The sequence below is a fragment of the Luteithermobacter gelatinilyticus genome (assembly GCF_005849285.1).
Taxonomy (GTDB): Bacteria; Pseudomonadota; Alphaproteobacteria; order Sphingomonadales; family Emcibacteraceae; genus Luteithermobacter; species Luteithermobacter gelatinilyticus.
Genome location: NZ_CP040517.1, coordinates 2,258,711 through 2,277,376, shown reverse-complemented (window position 1 = coordinate 2,277,376; position 18,666 = coordinate 2,258,711). Strand labels below are relative to the sequence as shown.

The 18,666-nt window shown below is 55.5% G+C and carries 15 protein-coding genes; 13 read left to right on the top strand and 2 right to left on the bottom strand.

Going from position 1 to position 18,666, the window contains the following annotated elements:
* Positions 1-303: 303 nt before the first annotated feature.
* From FE788_RS10215 to glpK, 3 genes are all read left to right on the top strand, one after another.
* Positions 304-621 (top strand): hypothetical protein, encoded by a 318-nt coding sequence (locus FE788_RS10215; protein ID WP_138380545.1) that lies wholly within the window; start codon positions 304-306, stop codon positions 619-621.
* Positions 622-696: 75 nt separating this feature from the next.
* Positions 697-2,277: a glycerol-3-phosphate dehydrogenase gene (gene glpD / locus FE788_RS10210; RefSeq protein ID WP_138381360.1), complete on the top strand. Its 1,581-nt coding sequence runs from the start codon at positions 697-699 to the stop codon at positions 2,275-2,277.
* On the top strand, positions 2,274-3,770 hold the full coding sequence (gene glpK / locus FE788_RS10205) for a glycerol kinase GlpK (RefSeq protein WP_138380544.1): 1,497 nt from the start codon (positions 2,274-2,276) through the stop codon (positions 3,768-3,770). Before glpD ends, glpK begins: the two co-directional genes overlap by 4 nt.
* Here the strand turns inward: glpK and serB are convergent.
* Positions 3,760-4,659 carry a phosphoserine phosphatase SerB gene (gene serB / locus FE788_RS10200; protein ID WP_138380543.1) on the bottom strand — a complete coding sequence of 300 codons (900 nt, stop codon included), beginning with the start codon at positions 4,657-4,659 and terminating at the stop codon, positions 3,760-3,762. The genes glpK and serB overlap by 11 nt on opposite strands.
* Before the next feature lie 141 nt (positions 4,660-4,800).
* Between serB and miaA the strand changes: the two genes are divergently transcribed.
* The 10 genes from miaA to rodA all read left to right on the top strand — a co-directional run bounded on the left by miaA (position 4,801) and on the right by rodA (position 17,583).
* A complete protein-coding gene (miaA, locus tag FE788_RS10195) occupies positions 4,801-5,721 on the top strand; it encodes a tRNA (adenosine(37)-N6)-dimethylallyltransferase MiaA (RefSeq protein WP_138380542.1) in 921 nt (306 codons plus the stop codon).
* Positions 5,722-6,051: 330 nt separating this feature from the next.
* Positions 6,052-7,806: an acetolactate synthase 3 large subunit gene (locus tag FE788_RS10190; protein ID WP_138380541.1), complete on the top strand. Its 1,755-nt coding sequence runs from the start codon at positions 6,052-6,054 to the stop codon at positions 7,804-7,806.
* A gap of 85 nt (positions 7,807-7,891) precedes the next feature.
* Positions 7,892-8,410 (top strand): acetolactate synthase small subunit, encoded by a 519-nt coding sequence (ilvN, locus tag FE788_RS10185; protein WP_138380540.1) that lies wholly within the window; start codon positions 7,892-7,894, stop codon positions 8,408-8,410.
* A 63-nt stretch (positions 8,411-8,473) separates the two neighbouring features.
* Positions 8,474-9,493 carry a ketol-acid reductoisomerase gene (ilvC, locus tag FE788_RS10180; protein ID WP_138380539.1) on the top strand — a complete coding sequence of 340 codons (1,020 nt, stop codon included), beginning with the start codon at positions 8,474-8,476 and terminating at the stop codon, positions 9,491-9,493.
* Between the two features lie 530 nt (positions 9,494-10,023).
* Positions 10,024-11,565 (top strand): 2-isopropylmalate synthase, encoded by a 1,542-nt coding sequence (locus tag FE788_RS10175; RefSeq protein WP_138380538.1) that lies wholly within the window; start codon positions 10,024-10,026, stop codon positions 11,563-11,565.
* A 356-nt stretch (positions 11,566-11,921) separates the two neighbouring features.
* Entirely contained in the window at positions 11,922-12,959 is a 1,038-nt protein-coding gene (locus tag FE788_RS10170; protein WP_138380537.1) for a rod shape-determining protein, read from the top strand.
* A 212-nt stretch (positions 12,960-13,171) separates the two neighbouring features.
* Entirely contained in the window at positions 13,172-14,059 is an 888-nt protein-coding gene (gene mreC, locus FE788_RS10165; RefSeq protein WP_138380536.1) for a rod shape-determining protein MreC, read from the top strand.
* Positions 14,059-14,571: a rod shape-determining protein MreD gene (gene mreD / locus FE788_RS10160; protein WP_138380535.1), complete on the top strand. Its 513-nt coding sequence runs from the start codon at positions 14,059-14,061 to the stop codon at positions 14,569-14,571. Before mreC ends, mreD begins: the two co-directional genes overlap by 1 nt.
* A gap of 10 nt (positions 14,572-14,581) precedes the next feature.
* Entirely contained in the window at positions 14,582-16,435 is a 1,854-nt protein-coding gene (gene mrdA / locus FE788_RS10155) for a penicillin-binding protein 2 (protein ID WP_138380534.1), read from the top strand.
* Positions 16,435-17,583: a rod shape-determining protein RodA gene (gene rodA, locus FE788_RS10150; protein ID WP_138380533.1), complete on the top strand. Its 1,149-nt coding sequence runs from the start codon at positions 16,435-16,437 to the stop codon at positions 17,581-17,583. The genes mrdA and rodA overlap by 1 nt, the downstream gene beginning before the upstream one ends.
* A gap of 487 nt (positions 17,584-18,070) precedes the next feature.
* Here the strand turns inward: rodA and FE788_RS10145 are convergent, their stop codons facing one another.
* Positions 18,071-18,664, bottom strand: coding sequence for a DNA-3-methyladenine glycosylase I (locus FE788_RS10145; RefSeq protein WP_246057914.1), 594 nt, complete (start codon positions 18,662-18,664; stop codon positions 18,071-18,073).
* Between the last annotated feature and the right edge of the window lie 2 nt (positions 18,665-18,666).

Genomic DNA, 18,666 nt, shown 5'->3' with positions numbered 1-18,666 from the left:
TGTGATGACTCATTTTTACGTCTTACCTGATTTTGAGGCCCTGATTTTGAGGCATGATCCCCGGGCAATCTTGCCGATCCGTTCCCTGTTCTGGGTAAAAATCCTGTCCGTTTTTGAAGTGACTATATAGGGATTGACGGCGGGCGGCAAGACGGTGTGCCCAGAGACATATAGCCCGAGACATATAGCCCGAGACAAGTGTCCCAAGACAAATGTGGTGAAATGATGCCATTTTGGTTTATGATAAAATATACAATATAATATGTCTGGCAGATGCACGGAATGGATTGGTAAGGAGGAGGCATGGATTTCAGCGCGTTGGCTTGGGTTGGCTGGATTGCTTTTTTATGTGTGGCCTGGCCTTACGCCACACATGCACGGCACCCTCAGTTAAAACCTGTGGAAGCCTATCTGATTTTTGTGACGGTTTTTATTGTACTTGAGGCGGGTGCCCTGCTGTTTGTGTCCCTGCTTTTTTGGACATCATCAGAGTCCCAGAGCCTGTTGGAGACGATTTGGGCCGGCATAGTTGCGGGTCTGATCATGGTGGTGCCGGCTTTTTTAGGAGCGCGTTACATGATCCGCCGTCCCCCCAGGCGCAAAGAGGAACCACCGGAGTGATCGTGGGGCCGAAACACCATAACACAGAAAGGATCCGTGTCGCCCATACCAATGCCGTCAGGAAGGGGAGACGTGATGCAGCGTGAGTCTTCTGTGGACCTGCTGGTGGCCGGGGGCGGAATTAACGGTGTCGGTATTGCCCGCGATGCGTCGGGGCGCGGTCTTTCGGTGATGCTGGTGGAGCAGGACGATCTTGGCGCGTATACCTCGTCGGCCAGTACCAAGCTTATTCACGGCGGACTCAGGTATCTGGAGCAGGGGCAGTTTCGACTGGTGCGAGAAGCTCTTCAGGAACGCGAACGGCTCTGGCGGCTGGCGCCACATATCATCCGTCCCCTGACGTTCATATTGCCACATCAGCGGGGCATGCGCCCGGCCTGGCTCATCCGTTTGGGGCTTTTCCTGTATGATTACTTGGGCGGTCGCGGATCTTTTCCGCCCTCGCGCAGCATTAAATTCAGGGGGTCGCCTTACGGGGCCGGGCTGAAACCAGATCTTCGGCGCGGATTTTTATATACTGACTGTCAAGTACAGGACAGCCGGCTTGTCATTCTGAATGCGTTGGATGCGGCGGAACGGGGAGCCATAATTAGGACCTTCACCCGGCTGGTGAAAGCGGTGCCGCGGGGGAAATTCTGGCAGGTTGAGCTGAAGGATGAGGACAGTGGCGCCGACCGGCGTGTTCTGGCCCGGGCCCTGGTCAATGCCACTGGGCCTTGGGTTGCCCACCTGTTAAAGGACTGTATGGGGGACAATCGCCCCCGAACCATCCGCTTGGTCAAGGGCAGTCATATTGTGGTACCACGGCTTTATGACGGAGATTATGCCTATATCCTTCAGACCCCGGACCGCCGGGTGGTGTTTGTCCTCCCCTTTGAAAAGACCTTCAGCCTGGTTGGCACTACGGATGTTCTGTGGCAGGAAGCGCCTGGCCCGGCCCGGATTTCGCCCGAGGAAATCCGGTATTTGTGTGACAGCGTCAATGGTTATTTTCGCCATGCCATTACACCCGGGGATGTCATCTGGAGCTATGCCGGAATCCGCCCGCTTTATGATGAAGATCCTGACCATGGCGTCGAAAATCCGTCAGTGATCACCCGGGATTATGTCTTGGATCTGGAAGGAGAGGCCGCGCATGAGGGCGGGGCAGCTCGCCCTGTGCTGCTGAATGTCTATGGGGGCAAGATTACCACGTATCGCAAACTGGCCGAAGCGGCGGTGAACCGCCTTGCGCCTCATTTGGGCTGTGACGTGCCCTCCTGGACGGCAACCAGTCCCCTGCCTGGAGGGGACATGCCGGATGCGGATTTTGACGCATTCTTTGCAGATTTTCGTCGCCGGCGTCCTTTTGTGCCACTGGTGCTGGCCGAACGTTTGTGCCGGGCCTATGGCACACGGGTGGAAGAAGTGCTGGGTGAAGCCGTCTCGTTGGAGGATCTGGGGGAGAATTTTGGCGGTGGACTTTATCAGGCAGAAGTGGATTATCTGGTGCTCAAAGAATGGGCGCGTCGACCGGAAGATATTCTGTATCGGCGCAGCAAGCTCGGCCTGCATGTCCCGCCGGAGACGCTGCAGCGGCTCAGCCGTTATATGGTCGCGCTCCGTCAAAGCGGCGCTCTTGGCCGGTATGAAACCCTACTGAGGAGCGAACAATGACGGCAAAACGCCATATTCTCGCCCTGGACCAGGGCACCACCAGCAGCCGGGCCATCGTGTTTGATCTGACAGGGCAGGTTGTCAGTCAGGCGCAACGGGAATTTCCGCAATATTACCCCAAAGCAGGATGGGTCGAACATGATGCGGAGGAAATCTGGAGAAACGTTCTGGAGACAGCGCGGGAAGCCCTTGAAATGGTTCCAGGCGGGGTGCGGGCCATCAGCGCCATTGGCATTGCCAATCAGCGCGAGACCGTGGTCCTATGGGAACGCAAAACTGGAAAACCTGTGTATCGGGCCATTGTCTGGCAGGACCGGCGCACCAGCGATGTGTGCGGGCGTCTGAAAGAGGCGGGGGTCGAAGACATGGTGCGGGCCCGGACGGGACTTTTGTTGGATCCATATTTTTCCGCTACAAAAATTGCCTGGCTGCTGGACCATGTGTCCGGCGCCAGGGAAAAGGCCGAAAATGGGGCGCTGGCGGTAGGTACCATCGACAGCTTTCTGCTCTGGCGGCTGACCGGCGGCACGGTTCACGCCACTGATGTCACCAACGCATCCCGCACATTGCTTTATGACATTCACCGGCAATGCTGGGACGAGGAGTTGTTACGGCTGTTTCGCATTCCCGCTGCCCTTTTGCCCGAGGTTTGTGACAATGCCCATGCGTTTGGCGAAACCGATTCCGCGGTGCTGGGGCGCGCTGTTCCCGTGACCGGCATGGCGGGGGATCAGCAGGCGGCGTTGATTGGCCAGGCCTGCTTTGCGCCGGGCATGATTAAGGCAACTTATGGCACGGGCTGTTTCATGCTGATGAATACCGGGGAAAAGGCGCTCTCCTCTTCCGCGCGGCTTCTGACCACACCGGCGTATCGCCTGGGCGGGCAGATGAATTATGCTCTGGAAGGGGCAATCTTCAGCGCCGGGGCGGCCGTGAAATGGTTGCGGGATGGCTTGCGGCTCATTGACGAGGCCGCCCAGACGGAGGGCTTGGCCGGATCCCTGTCCGATCATCACGGGGTTTATATGGTACCGGCATTTGTTGGTCTGGGGGCGCCGTGGTGGGATCCCGAAGCCCGGGGCCTGATCTGCGGCTTGACTCTGGAGACAACACCAGCGCATCTGGCCCGCGCTGCGTTGGAATCGGTGGCGTATCAAAGTCATGATCTGATGACCGCCATGCGTCGGGACGGGGCGGCGGCCCCCACGGCCCTGCGCATTGATGGCGGGATGTCGGTTAACAACTGGTTCTGTGCTTTTGTGGCCGATATTCTGGATCTGCCGGTCGAAGTGCCCCGGCATCACGAAACCACGGCATTGGGTGCGGCCTATCTGGCGGGACTGGCGGCAGGGGAATGGTCCGGCGTACAGGAAATCTCCCGGTGCTGGACCGCTCGCAAGCAATATCAGCCCCGTATGGAGCCAGAGATGCGGCAGGCGTTGCTTGCCGGATGGCGTCAGGCCGTGGTGCGTACCCTTTCTGTTACGCCGTGACAAATTCCTCTTTGTGAAAACCCTGAAGATAGAGCAGGGCAGTGAGGTCGCCATAACGGATGACCACGTCAGCGGCTGCGGCTGCAGCTGGCTTGGGATGATAGGCGACGCCCAGCCCGGCTTCTTGGATCATCGGAATGTCATTGGCGCCGTCGCCGACGGCCAGAGTCTGGCGGGGCGTGAGAGCGGAGGACTGCCGAAATTCGATCAGGGAGTTGAGCTTCGTGGAGCTGTCCACGATGGGGGGGACCACCTCGCCGGACAGTTTGCCATTGGAAATGCCCAGCACATTGCCCCGGTTCACCTGAAAGCCGGTGGCTTCTGCCACCCGGTGGGTGAAAAAGGTAAACCCGCCGGACACCAGAATGGTCATGGCGCCCGTCTTGTTCATGGTCTGCACCATTTCCACAGCGCCAGGAGTGAGGCGGACCCGTTCATGAAAGACCCGGTCCAGTACGGCGATGTCTATGCCTTTGAGCAGGCTGACCCGTTCTTTCAATGCTGCTGCGAAATCCAGTTCGCCGCGCATGGCGGCCTCGGTTATGGCGGCCACTTTTTCCTTCAGACCCGCAAAATCCGCCAGTTCGTCAATGCATTCCACCTGAATGATGGTGCTGTCCATATCTGCGATCAGCAGCTGTTTGCGACGCTCTGCCTGAGGCTGGATGGCGTAATCCAGGGCTTCAGCCTGAAGAAGCGGTGTCAGTGTTTCCCGGGCGGTGTCCAAGGAGCCGGAAAAGGGTAGGTCCATCGCTTCCCCCGCCGCCAGCCAGATCGGCGCGGCCGGCCTCAGGCCGGCGTCATGCAGGGCATCGTAATATTTGTCTGCCACGGTGGTATCCAGTGTGGCTGTTTCCGGATTACAGATCAGGGTCAGAACATTCGTCATGGCGCAGGGTTTTTAAATCCGTTACAACAAAAAGAGATCAGTGGCCTTATCGGTACACCAAGTCGGTCAGGAAGGCTATGAAAATTTTGAGGGTTTTGTGGGGAAACCAGTTCCCGGCGCAAGTGGAACAAGTGAAAAAAGATGAATACGGAAAGCAGAAAAGAAATCATTCTTCTGGCGGGGCCGACGGCCAGCGGCAAATCGGCACTGGCCTTGCGGTGGGCCAGTGAAAAGGACGGTGAGATCGTCAACGCGGACAGCATGCAGGTTTATGCGGAATTGCGGGACCTGACGGCGCGTCCATCGGAAGAGGAGGAATGCCAGGTGCCGCATCATCTTTATGGCGTGCTGGGCGGCAATGATGCCTGTTCTGCCGAAACCTGGCGGGAAATGGCGCTGAATGTTCTTGGGGATATTTGGGCCAGGGGCGGGGTGCCAATTGTGGTCGGGGGGACGGGACTGTATTTTCGGGCCTTGCTTCAGGGGCTGTCTCCGATCCCATCCGTAGCGCCGGAGATTCGGCAGGCCGTGCGGCAGGAGGTGGCGTCGGAGGGGGCCGAAGCCGCCCATATACGCCTGAAGGCGCTTGATCCTGACTGGGCTGCAAAAATTGCCCCGACCGACCGGCAGCGGATCGCACGGGGGCTGGAGGTTGCCCTGTCCACAGGACGGCCCTTAAGCTGGTGGCAACGTCAGCCGGGTCAGGGGGGGCTTGAAGAGCGGGAGGACCTGGCCTTGGAAAAACATGTACTGATGCCGGACCGGGAGTGGCTTTATGCTCGGTGTGATGCGCGTTTTGAGAAAATGGTGCGTGAGGGGCGGGCGCTTGAGGAGGTGCGTTCCCTCATGGCCAGGGGATACAGCCCGGATCAGCCGGTAATGAAATCACTGGGGGTGTCGCAACTGGCGGCTTATCTTGAAGGCCGTCTGCCTCTGGAGGAGGCCATTCAGCAGGCGCAGACAGCGACCCGGCAATATGCCAAGCGGCAAATGACCTGGTTCCGCAATCAATGCAGGGATTGGATCCATCACCAAGGACCGGATTTTTCGCCAGTGAAATAAAAATTACACATTTTTCGATCATTATGTATTAATATTACAAGAAAACCACTTGACCGAGAAATTATATGTCTATATTTTTCCGGCTTCTCCCGCAGGTGCGAGGGGATGTTGCAGTGCAGCCAAAACCGAAAACCGTACGGGGTCGTTGAGACAACCGGTCTGGCGACGAACAAAACCGGCCCCATAGGCGGGGAAAAGGTGCCGGACGTTGGTCTGAGGCAGCATGAAAGGAATTAAAAGGCGGTTTGAAATATTTTTCTGAAAAAGCTTAAAAAGCAGAATTTTATATATTAAAACCTGTGAGTAACAAAATAAGTGAAAGGTAGACAAATGTCTTCGAACAAGATCAGTGGCGCGGAAATCGTTCTCAGATCCTTGCAGGATTTGGGGGTGGAGGTGATCTTCGGATATCCGGGCGGTGCCGTGCTCCCGATCTATGACGAGATTTTCAAGCAGGACAAAATCAAACATGTTCTGGTGCGACACGAGCAGGCCGCCGTCCATGCCGCGGAAGGATATGCCCGTTCCACCGGCAAACCGGGGGTCGTTCTCGTCACCTCCGGCCCCGGAGCCACCAATGCGGTGACCGGGCTGACGGACGCCATGATGGATTCCATTCCCGTAATCTGTCTTACGGGTCAGGTTCCTGTGCATCTGATCGGATCGGATGCGTTTCAGGAAGCCGACACGGTCGGCATTACCCGGCACTGTACCAAACATAATTATCTGGTGAAGGATGTGGATGAACTGTCCCGGGTCATTCATGAGGCCTTTTTTGTGGCCGGTTCCGGCCGGCCGGGTCCGGTTGTGGTGGACATTCCGAAGGACGTTCAGATCGACAAAAGCGATGTAATCCATAGCGGGCGGGTAGAGCATCGCAGTTACCGGCCCCAGGTTAAGGGGGATCTGGAACGTATTGAAGAAGCGGTCAAGATGATCGCCGCCGCCAAAAGACCCATTTTCTATACCGGAGGGGGGCTGATTAATTCCGGTCCCGCGGCCTGTCAATTACTGCGCCAGTTTGTCCAGTTGACCGGGGCGCCGATTACTTCGACGCTGATGGGGCTTGGGGCGTATCCGGCTTCGGATAAACAGTTTCTGGGAATGCTGGGCATGCATGGCACCTATGAGGCCAATATGGCGATGCATGATTGCGACGTGATGGTGTGCATTGGCGCCCGGTTTGATGACCGGGTGACCGGCCGGCTGGATGCCTTTGCGCCGAAATCCAAAAAAATTCATGTGGATATCGACCGGTCCTCCATTAATAAGAATGTGCATGTGGATGTGCCCATTGTCGGGGATGCGGCCCATGTTCTGGAAAGCATGATCAAGATCTGGAAAAGCGGCGTTCATCGCCTGGATGACACCGGTCTCAAGGAATGGTGGGCCACGATTGAGTCCTGGCGGGCGCGCAACTGTTTGAAATACAAAATGCGCGACGATGAGATCATGCCGCAATATGCGCTGGAACGGCTTTATGCCCTGACCAAGGACAAAAATCCCTATATCACCACCGAAGTGGGGCAACATCAGATGTGGGCCGCACAGTATTTCGGTTTTGATGACCCCAATCACTGGATGACATCCGGCGGGCTTGGCACGATGGGGTACGGTTTTCCCGCAGCCATCGGGGTGCAGATGGCGCATCCCGATGCCTTGGTCATCGACATTGCCGGCGAAGCCTCCATCCAGATGAATATTCAGGAGATGGCCACCGCCATGCAATATGACCTGCCGGTGAAGCTGTTTATTCTGAACAATGAATATATGGGCATGGTCCGCCAGTGGCAGCAATTGAACCACGGCAGCCGTTACAGCCACAGCTATTCCGAATCCCTGCCTGATTTTGTGAAACTGGCGGAGGCTTACGGGGCGCACGGTATTGTCTGCGACAAGCCGGGGGATCTGGACGACGCCATTCAGGAAATGCTGGACGTGAACAAGCCGGTGATTTTTGACTGTCGGGTCTCGAAACTGGCCAACTGTTTCCCGATGGTGCCATCCGGAGCAGCCCATAATGAAATGATCCTTCCTGATGACGAAGAGTTTGAGGAATATGAAGGGGGCGCGGCATTAGTCTGAGGGCCTGCCGCTTGCCCGCGAGGAAGCGGTCGGGAGCGGGAGAAAAGGAATAGAGCTGCTGCGATACAACAGGAAAGACAGAAATATGACACCAAAACAACTGGAAGAGATCGCCCGTCACACGATTAGTGTTATTGTGGATAACGAGGCCGGGGTGCTGGCCCGGGTGATCGGGCTGTTTTCAGGACGGGGCTATAATATTGAACATCTCACCGTGGCCCCCGTGGATCTGGAAGGCGCGGAATCCCGCATTACCATTGTTACCGCCGGCACGCCCATGGTCATTGAACAGATCAAGGCGCAACTGGAGCGGCTGGTGCCGGTGCATCGGGTCGGTGATCTGACCCTGGACGGGCCGTCCGTGGAACGGGAGCTGGCCTTGATCAAGGTGCGCTGTGAAGGGACAGAACGGGATGAAGCCCAGCGCATCGCCGACGCCTTCCGCGCCCGCGTCGTAGACAGCACCCGCGACAGCTTTATTTTTGAGATCACCGGGAAAACGGAAAAAATCAAGGCATTTATTGAATTAATGGGGGAATTCGGACTTGTGGAACTGGTGCGGACCGGTGTTGCGGCGCTCACCCGCGGCCGGGACCCTCTTTAGGTATTGCAGAAAAGATATTGCAGAGACTTTGTCAGATATTTTTAGCACAGAAAGGAAAAAACCATGCGCGTGTATTATGATCGCGATGCAGACGTAAACCTGATCAAGACCAAGAATGTGGCGATCATTGGCTATGGCTCCCAGGGACACGCCCATGCCGCCAATCTGCGGGACAGCGGAGTGGAAAAAATTGTTGTGGGCCTCAGAGAAGGTTCTGCCTCCCGCAAGAAGGCCGAGGCGGCCGGCTTTAAATGCCAAACCCCGGCCGAAGCCGCCAAATGGGCCGATGTGGTCATGGTGCTGGTGCCGGACGAACTGCAGGCCGATCTCTATAAGGATGACCTCCGGGATAATCTGAAACAGGGCGCGGCGCTGCTGTTTGCCCATGGCCTGAATATTCATTTCAAGTTGATCGAGCCGCGCCCGGACCTGGATGTGTTCATGATTGCGCCCAAAGGGCCCGGCCATACGGTGCGCTCAGAATATCTGCGCGGCGGCGGGGTGCCAACCCTGATCGCGGTCTATCAGGACGCCTCCGGCAACAGCCTGGATCTGGGGCTGTCTTATGCATCAGCCATCGGTGGGGGGCGTGCCGGGATTATCGAAACTACCTTCAAGGAGGAATGCGAAACCGACCTGTTCGGTGAACAGGCCGTACTTTGCGGTGGCGCGACAGCGCTCGTACAGGCCGGGTTTGAAACCCTGGTGGAGGCCGGTTATGCGCCGGAAATGGCCTATTTTGAATGCCTGCACGAACTGAAGCTGATTGTGGACCTGATGTATGAAGGCGGCATTGCCAACATGCGTTATTCCATTTCCAACACGGCCGAATACGGCGATTATGTCACCGGCCCGCGCATCATCACTGAGGAAACCAAGAAGGAAATGAAACGCGTGCTTGCTGACATTCAGGAAGGCCGCTTTGTTAATGACTTCATGCTGGACAATAAAGTGGGGCAGGTGAAACTGAAAGCGGCCCGGGCCAAGGGTGCGGCCCATCCCATTGAGGAAGTGGGCGAGCGCCTGCGCGGCATGATGCCCTGGCTGAAGGAAAACAAGCTGGTCGACAAGGACAAGAATTAAAAAATTTTTGTCACAAAACGTGGGAAGGCCTCCGGTTATGCCGGGGGCTTTTTTTCGCCATTGAAAAAACTTATTCCGGCTGGCACCATCTTTGAAACCGACCAGAACCAGATGCCCTGTATTTGCCGGATAAACGTGCTCTTGTTTTATTCGCGGGCGGAGAGATGGGTAAATCAGACGGAAAGAGACGCATAATCCTTATTTTTGTGGTTCACAAACCGTATTTTATTGGGTAAAACAGAGGTCGACTCTGATGAAATGAAGACAGATGATACGAAGCACGCGCCACATTGACGAACTGATGTCTGCCGGAAAAGACGGTTCCGGGCGTGCGCCTTTTTTGTCTTCCGCACTTCTTCTATCTCTTCTGCTAAGCCTCGGTCGACTTAGTCGCCCCTGAGCGCCTTTATCCTGTGACAAGCTGTGTACCCAGCAGGCGTTTAGGGGAGCCAACCACCCGACGTTCGCAAGCTGTCTTTTGCGCGACGACATGATATACTTCGTTAAGATTTGAAGAAGGTTTGAAACCGATGACTGACAAAAACCGCGTGATTATTTTTGATACCACCCTGCGTGACGGCGAGCAGTCGCCGGGCGCCTCCATGACCCTTGAAGAAAAAATCCGTGTGGCCGATGCGCTGGAAGAACTGGGTGTGGATGTTATTGAAGCCGGCTTTGCCATTGCCAGCAATGGGGATTTCGAAGCCGTGAATGAAATCGCCAAGCGCCTGAAAAACACCAGTGTCTGTTCCCTGGCCCGGGCGTCTCGCAAGGATATTGACCGCGCTTGGGAAGCGTTGAGGCCGGCGGTGCGTCCGCGCATCCATACTTTTATCTCCACCAGTCCGCTGCATATGCGGGCGAAACTGCAAATGACGCCGGAAGAGGTGCTGGAGGCCATCGCTGACAGCGTGTCTTATGCCCGTAATCTGTGCGAGGATGTGGAATGGTCCTGTGAGGACGGCACCCGCACCGAACCCGACTTCCTGTATAAAGCCGTGGAAATCGCCATCAAGGCGGGGGCCACCACCATCAATGTGCCGGACACGGTGGGGTATACGACGCCTGAGGAATACAAGGTGATGATTCAGAACATCATCAAAAATGTACCCAATTCGGACAAGGCTATTTTTTCCACTCACTGCCACAATGACTTGGGGCTCGCGGTGGCCAATTCCATTGCCGCTGTGCAGGGCGGGGCGCGACAGATCGAATGCACCATCAACGGTATTGGCGAACGGGCTGGTAATGCGGCACTGGAAGAGATCGTTATGGCTTTTCGCACCCGCAACGACATGCTGCCCTATACAACGGGAGTAGTGACAGAAAATATCACCCGAACCTCTCACCTAGTGTCCAGCGTGACGGGGCTTGCGGTTCAGAACAACAAAGCCATTGTGGGCGCCAACGCTTTTGCCCATGAAAGCGGCATTCACCAGGATGGCATGTTGAAGGATGCCGGCACCTATGAAATCATGACCCCGGAATCCGTGGGACTCAAGAAATCCTCTTTGGTGATGGGCAAACATTCCGGCCGTCACGCCTTCCGGGAAAAGCTCAAGGACCTGGGGTATGAGCTGGCGGACAATGAATTCATGCGCGCCTTTACTGAATTCAAGGATCTGGCCGACCGTAAAAAAACGGTCTATGATGAGGATATTATTTCCATCGTAGACGATAATCTGCGCGACAATGACCGCATGAAGATTACCGGCTGGAAATTCGTCTGCGAAAAAGGCAAGGCCAACAGTGCTGAACTGGAACTGGAAATTGATGGTGAGACCAAAACCGTGTTCAGCGAGGGCAACGGGCCGGTGGACGCCGCCTTCAAGGCATTGCGCAGCCTGGTGGGCGGAGAACCCCACCTGCAGCTGTATCAGGTACATGCGGTGACCCGTGGTACTGATGCGCAGGCTGAGGTGACCGTTCGGTTGGAGGAGGACGGCAAGACGGTCAACGGTCATGCCGCCCATACGGATACCCTGGTGGCTTCCGCCAAGGCATATGTCAATGCGCTGAACAAGCTTCTGGTAAAACGGGAAAAAACCGCGCCGGAGGAAATGTCGGCGTAAGCGAACATATCGTTTGCCTTGTTTTTTTCAGATGGTTCCATCATTGCGGGCGGAAGTGCCGCAATCCATGGTTGTCGCCTGTGGATCGCCGTCCTATCCAGGCTCCTCTTAATGGGGAGCCGCCTTTCGGGCCGTCATTGCCGCAGACAGTGCCAATGAGCAGACCAAGGGCCTGACTTTTTATTTTTTAGGGGGGGTGCCCAGATTTTGTCATGAAATTGCGGCACGAAAAACCTTATCTTAAGAGATAGACTTTATAAGTGATTCCGTTATAGTTAACCGGCCCGAGCCGGAAGTGTTAACACTTCAGCGCGCGGGCTCATTCTGCGCATCGTATTGGGATAGGCTAGACTTGTATGTTTGAAAAAATTCTGGGGATGTTTTCCTCCGACATGGCGATTGATCTGGGAACCGCCAACACTCTTGTATATGTAAAAGGCCGGGGCATTGTGCTCAACGAGCCTTCTGTCGTGGCGCTGAAAAATATGGGCGGCGTAAAAGAAGTTCTTGCCGTTGGTGAAGAGGCGAAAATGATGCTGGGTCGCACCCCCGGCAATATCGAAGCCATCCGGCCACTCAGGGACGGGGTGATCGCTGATTTCGAGGTGGCCGAGGCCATGATCAAGGACTTTATCCGCAAGGTGCATAATCGCAGCATGATGGCCAGCCCGCAGATCGTGATCTGTGTGCCGTCCGGCTCTACTCCGGTGGAACGCAAGGCGATCCGCGACAGTGCCCTTGAGGCCGGGGCCCGGCGGGTGTTTCTGATCGAGGAGCCCATGGCGGCTGCCATCGGAGCCGGGCTGCCGGTTACCGAACCCACCGGATCCATGATTGTGGACATCGGTGGTGGCACCAGCGAGGTGGCGGTTCTTTCCTTGGGCGGTATTGTGTATGCGTCTTCGGTCCGGGTAGGGGGCGACAAGATGGATGAAGCCATCATCGCCTATATCCGCCGTAACCATAACCTACTGGTGGGGGAAAGCACGGCGGAACGGATCAAAAAGGAAATCGGCACGGCGGCGCCGCCGGAGGACGGCGTGGGTGAAACCATGGAAATCAAGGGCCGTGACCTGATGAACGGCGTGCCCAAGGAAATCGTGATTGACCAGTTGCAGATTTCCGAGGCTCTGGCCGAACCGGTTGGCGCCATTGTGGAGGGCGTGAAACATGCTTTGGAACAGACTCCTCCGGAACTGGCGGCGGATATTGTGGAAAAGGGAATTGTGCTCACCGGCGGCGGTGCGTTGCTGAGAGACCTGGACAAGGTCCTGCGCAAGGCCACGGGGCTTTCCGTGTTTGTGGCGGATGAACCGCTGACCTGTGTGGCCTTGGGCACGGGGCGTTCGCTGGAGGATGAAATTCTCAAACATGTGTTGAGCGATTCCTATTAAGCCGCTCCTGTTAAGCCGCTCCGGGGGGCGGCACGGCACGTCATTTGTTTGTTGTGTTTCTTGGGGCATTACGCCGCGCAAGAGGATCGCGCTCAAGAAGATCGTAATGGTCAAAATGGCGGAATGTAGTTGATATTTATACAAGTCTGGGCAGAAATCATGAACCGGCGGTGGAAGGCCGGCCTATTCAAAGGTAAGGGATCAGAAACAGTATGAAGGGGTTTGGACAACGTTTTTCAGCCATCTTCTTCATCATGCTTTCTGTAGCTCTGCTGCTGATTGGGCGAAATCATCATGAAATACTGGACCGGGGCCGTGCAGTGGTTTTTGATGGGTTTGCCGTCGTGCTGGAGACTCTGTCCAAGCCACTCGAAGCGGCGGATAATCTGGTGCGCTGGACGCAGGAAATTGCGCTGGTCTATTCCGAAAACAAACGGCTTCGCGAAGAAAATATCCGGCTGCGCCAGGAACATATCACCGCGTCGCAGATGGCCATTGACAATCAGCGTTTGAAAAAGCTGCTTAATATCCGGGAGGGGAGCGTGCGCCCCATTGCTACCTCGCGGGTGGTTGCTGACAGCGGCAGTCCGTTTTTCAAAAGTGTTCTGATCAATGCCGGTGCCCGGGATGGCCTTAAAAAAGGCATGGCCGTGGTCAATGAGGAAGGCATTGTCGGGCGCACCATCAATGTGGGGCCCGGGACGTCCCGGGTGTTGCTGGTGACGGATCTGAACAGCCGAGTACCGGTGAAAATTGCATCAAGTGGAATCAATATGATTTTGGAAGGGGACAATTCGGGTCTGCCGCGGTTGAACTTTTTGCCCCTGGAAGCACAAGTAATGGTGGGGGATGTTGTATTGACCAGCGGGTTTGGTAAGGTGTTCCCGCCCGATCTGCCGGTTGGACAGGTGGTTGAGGTCAGCGAAACGGAGGGTATCCGGGTTAAGCTCAGCGCCAATATGGATCGTTTGAATTATGTCTCCGTTCTGGCGTATGATATTGCGGAAACGCCGCCCGGTCCATCGCGTGACAGAAACGGCACAAAGGCGGGAACGAAGGCGGTTGTGCCGCCGCAAGATAAGGAAACGGGACAGAACTGATGGCCATCGCAGATCAAAACAAAACCGGTGTTGGCTTGCGGGGGATTTTACCCGTTGGCACGGTTCTGCTTTTGGCCATTGTGATGGTGCTGCCGTATAAAATTCCCTATTTTGTCAATCTGATGCCGTTTCTGACTCTGATTGCGGTCTATTACTGGACTGTGGTGCGTCCGGAATTGTTGCCAGTAAGCGCGGTTTTCCTGGTCGGGCTGGTGCAGGATATTTTATCCGGCGGACCGCTGGGGATGATGGCGTTGCTGCTGTTGTTGGTGCGGCAATTCGTGCTTTTGCAGGGACGTAATTTCCTGGAACGGGATTTTTTGTTTAATTGGCTGATTTTTATGCTGATTTCTCTGGCCTTTGGGGCTGTAAGCTGGGCCTTGGCGTCACTATATTACAAGGCTGTTCTGAATTTCTGGAATGCGCTGGGGCAAAGCCTGCTGACCATCGCGCTGTTTCCGGTGATTACCTGGGTGCTGGGCGGGGTACGCAAAAGGCTGAAAGGCGGGTAATGGAACCGGCATGACCTTTTCTGATGAAGTGAAATACAAAACCTATACCCGTCGTGCGACAATTGTTGCCGGCGGCATGATGGTTTTGTCCTCGGCGCTGGTGGGGCGCATGTATTATCTTCAGGTGGTCAGCCGGGATCAGTATGAATTGTTGGCGGATGAGAATCGTATCAGCCTCAGGCTTCTGGCGCCGGAGCGGGGAAAAATACTGGACCGTTATGGCCGTCCGTTGGCGCTCAACCGTTCCGATTATCGCATTAACCTCATTCCGGAACAGGCAGATGACGTGCGCCAGACTCTCAACACCCTGGCCCGTTATATCCCCCTTACGGAACGGGATTATAGCCGTATTCTCAAAGCGGTAAAACGTCAGCGGTCGTTTTTGCCAGTGGCGGTGGCAGAAAACCTTGATTGGGAAACCTTTGCCAATGTGAATATCAATATTCCCGATCTGCCGGGTATTCAGCCGGATGTGGGCACCACACGGTATTATCCGGAAAAGGAAAATTTCGCTCACCTTGTGGGATATGTGGGATCGGTCAGTGAGACGGATCTGGGCCAGGGGGAGGACCCGTTACTGGAACTGCCGGGGTTCAAGATCGGCAAAAACGGCATTGAGCGCGAACTGGAGCATCTGCTGCGCGGCCAGGCCGGCAACAGCCGCGTGGAGGTGAATGCCCTAGGCCGGGTGATCCGGGAATTGTCGCGTCAGGACAGTCAGCCGGGCACAGATATTCGTCTGACCATTGATCGGGACATCCAGAATTTTGCCGCCGGCCGGTTGCGGGATCAGAGCGCGGCTGCGGTGGTGATGGACATCCATAACGGCGATGTGCTGGCCTTGGCTTCGACCCCGGCCTTTGATCCCAATGATTTTAATCTGGGCATCAGTCAAAAGAAATGGAATGAACTGGTCAATGACCAGCGCAAACCTTTGATTAACAAGCCTGTGACTGGACAATATCCGCCGGGCTCCACTTTCAAAATGATTGTAGCCTTGGCCGCCCTGGAAGACGGGGTGGTGAGGGAAGAGGAAAAAATTTTCTGTAACGGGAAATATCAGCTTGGCAATCACACATTTCATTGTTGGCGGCGGCAGGGGCATGGCCATATGAATCTGGTGGATGCGATTGCCAGATCCTGTGATGTGTATTTCTTTGATGTTGCGCGCCGTGTGGGAATCGAAAAAATTCGCCGAATGGCCCTGCGCTTCGGTCTTGGTGAACGATATGGTCTTACCGTGCCCGGCGAAGCCCGTGGACTTATTCCCAGTGAAGGCTGGAAACTGGCTACCCAGGGGGTGCGCTGGCAGGGCGGGGACACGGTCAATGCGGGAATTGGCCAGGGATATGTGTTAGCAACGCCGTTACAGCTGGCGGTGATGACCGCGCGCCTTGCCAATGGCGGGCGGGCAGTGGTTCCCCGCCTGCTCAGTGGTGCAAAAGATGACATACTGGCCCCGGCGGAAAAACTTGGTGTCTCCCCCTATCACCTTAAACTGGTACAAAAGGGCATGGAAGACGTCATGAACGATCCGCGGGGCACGGCCTTCAGGTCGCGCATCCGGGACAAGAACATGATGATTGCAGGAAAGACCGGGACGTCGCAGGTGCGTCGCATCAGCAAGGCGGAACGGGAAAGCGGCATCCGCAAGAATGAGGAAAAGCCCTGGATTGAACGGGATCATGCCATTTTTGTAGGATATGGTCCTCTTGACCATCCGCGTTATGCCGTTTCCGTTCTGGTGGAGCATGGCGGGGGCGGCGCCAGCGGTGCTGCGCCGGTGGCCCGTGATATATTGGAATTTGTGATGCAGCAGGACCGGGAAAGAAAGCAGGAGCTTGGAAAGGAGCGTCGGGCCTGATGACCATACTCAGCCCCGGCCACAACCGTGGCAGCAGACCCTTGTTTCAGAAGATTTCTGAAATCAACTGGCTGATTGTGCTGGTGGTCGTGATGATCACCGGTGTGGGCATTGCCTTGCTGTATTCCGTAGCTGGGGGGAGTTTTGATCCCTGGGCCAAAAAACAGCTGATCCGTTTTGCGCTGGGACTGGGGATGATGTTGGTGATCGCGCTGGTAGATATCCGGATCTGGATGTTTCTGGCCTATCCGTTGTATTTTCTGTCTCTGGCCCTGCTGGTGATTGTCGAAATCAAGGGACACACGGGTATGGGCGCGACGCGCTGGCTTAATCTGGGATTCATGAATCTGCAACCTTCGGAATTTATGAAAATTACCCTTATTCTGGCACTGGCGCGGTATTTTCACTGCCTGCCGCCCGAGGATACGGGCCGCTATAAAAGCCTGATCTGGCCGCTGTTGCTGATTGCCATGCCGGCGTTTTTTGTCGTGCGGCAGCCGGATCTTGGCACCACCTTGCTGATCGCCTTTGGCGGGATTGCAGTGTTGTTTGCTGCAGGAATGCGCATGTGGCTGTTTGTGGCCGGGATTATTACCATGATTCCGGCTGCTTTCGGGGCTTGGTCCTTTTTGAAACCTTATCAAAAGGAACGGGTGCTCACCTTTTTGGATCCTGAACGGGATCCCTTAGGGGCTGGATATCATATCATTCAGTCCAAGATTGCGTTCGGATCCGGTGGTCTTTATGGCAAGGGGTATATGCAGGGCACCCAGAGTCAGTTGAACTTTTTGCCTGAAAAACAGACTGATTTCATTTTTACGGTATTGGCGGAGGAGTTCGGATTGGTCGGGGGGCTGACACTTCTTCTTCTGTATCTTGTTTTGCTGGGATACGCCATATTGGTCAGTATGAGCGTGCGCAGTCATTTCAGCCGACTTCTGGCACTGGGCATGGCGGTAACACTGTTTTTATATATGTTTATCAATATCGCCATGGTCATGGGCCTGTTGCCGGTGGTGGGCGTGCCGTTGCCGCTCGTGTCCTATGGCGGGTCGGCCATGTTGACTGTGCTGGTGGGACTCGGGTTTGTCATGTGTGTGGCAATCCACAAAAATACAATGATTTCCCGCGGCGGCGCCTTTGCCTGAGGGGATACGGGGGTTGGCCTTTCGGGCGTAGGCGCTGACACGCCATGTTTCCAAATTTTGGGGGATGGTGATCCATCTTTACAGCAAAATGGATTGCGTCTCCGCTATTGCGCCTCGCAATAACGTTGAGGCTGTGCCGTCATCGTGAGCCCCGAAGCCCTCTTCCGTCGCTCCCGCGCAGGCGGGAGCCCAGAGTCCTTAAGAGTCTTTACAAGAGTTCTTTCTCAAGAGTCCTTATCTAAGTGTCCTTTCACACAAAGCCCTCCCGGACAAGCTGGGCGGGAACGTCTTTGGGGATGAGCTGGATTGCCGCTTTCGCGGCAATGACGCAGAAAAAGCGGCAAGAACAATGAAGGGGAAACGTCATCGTGAACCCGCGCCATATATCTTGGGAAAGGGGGGCGGCGATCCAGAGGGGGCGGATGGCCCCTCTTCTGATATCTCCTGTATAATAGTATAATAATTGTGGTGCTGGCAGCTCTGCTTATCACCTCGTACCGGAGGAAAGGCGACGAATTTCCTCATACCGGAAACAGTCTGTCACATGATCGTTGACCATGCCTACGGCCTGCATGAATGCATAGCAGATTGTCGGGCCGCAAAAGCCGAATCCCCGCTCTTTCAGGGCTTTGCTCATGGCCCGGGATTCCGCGGTCTCAGCAGGAATCTGATGATCTTCGCGCCATTCGTTCTGGCGTGGCTTGCCATCTGTGAAGCTCCAGAGTAAATCGGCAAAACCGCCCTCCTGTTTCTCTTCGATGGCGAGATAGGCGCGCGCATTTTTAATGGTCGCCATGATTTTCTGTCTGTTGCGGATAATGCCCGGATCCTGCATCAGCCGCTCAATGTCCTTTTCGTCATAAGCGGCAATAATCCGGGGGTCGAAACCGTCAAAGGCCCGGATAAAATGATCTCGTCGTCTGAGGATGGTGATCCAGCTCAGACCGGCCTGGAATCCGTCGAGAATCAGTTTTTCAAACAATGCCCGGGACTCATAGACGGGAACACCCCATTCTTCGTCATGATAGGCGCAATAAAGGGGGTCTTCACCCGGCCAGCAGCATCTGTGTATTGTCGTCATGT

Coding starts and splice junctions, on each gene's coding strand:
- FE788_RS10170 (WP_138380537.1), top strand. CDS start 11,922: ATGTTTGAAAAAATTCTGGGGATGTTTTCCTCCGACATGGCGATTGAT.
- rodA (WP_138380533.1), top strand. CDS start 16,435: ATGACCATACTCAGCCCCGGCCACAACCGTGGCAGCAGACCCTTGTTT.
- serB (WP_138380543.1), bottom strand. CDS start 4,659: ATGACGAATGTTCTGACCCTGATCTGTAATCCGGAAACAGCCACACTG.
- ilvC (WP_138380539.1), top strand. CDS start 8,474: ATGCGCGTGTATTATGATCGCGATGCAGACGTAAACCTGATCAAGACC.
- FE788_RS10215 (WP_138380545.1), top strand. CDS start 304: ATGGATTTCAGCGCGTTGGCTTGGGTTGGCTGGATTGCTTTTTTATGT.
- mrdA (WP_138380534.1), top strand. CDS start 14,582: ATGACCTTTTCTGATGAAGTGAAATACAAAACCTATACCCGTCGTGCG.
- ilvN (WP_138380540.1), top strand. CDS start 7,892: ATGACACCAAAACAACTGGAAGAGATCGCCCGTCACACGATTAGTGTT.
- glpK (WP_138380544.1), top strand. CDS start 2,274: ATGACGGCAAAACGCCATATTCTCGCCCTGGACCAGGGCACCACCAGC.
- mreD (WP_138380535.1), top strand. CDS start 14,059: ATGGCCATCGCAGATCAAAACAAAACCGGTGTTGGCTTGCGGGGGATT.
- mreC (WP_138380536.1), top strand. CDS start 13,172: ATGAAGGGGTTTGGACAACGTTTTTCAGCCATCTTCTTCATCATGCTT.
- FE788_RS10175 (WP_138380538.1), top strand. CDS start 10,024: ATGACTGACAAAAACCGCGTGATTATTTTTGATACCACCCTGCGTGAC.
- miaA (WP_138380542.1), top strand. CDS start 4,801: ATGAATACGGAAAGCAGAAAAGAAATCATTCTTCTGGCGGGGCCGACG.
- FE788_RS10190 (WP_138380541.1), top strand. CDS start 6,052: ATGTCTTCGAACAAGATCAGTGGCGCGGAAATCGTTCTCAGATCCTTG.
- glpD (WP_138381360.1), top strand. CDS start 697: ATGCAGCGTGAGTCTTCTGTGGACCTGCTGGTGGCCGGGGGCGGAATT.
- FE788_RS10145 (WP_246057914.1), bottom strand. CDS start 18,664: ATGACGACAATACACAGATGCTGCTGGCCGGGTGAAGACCCCCTTTAT.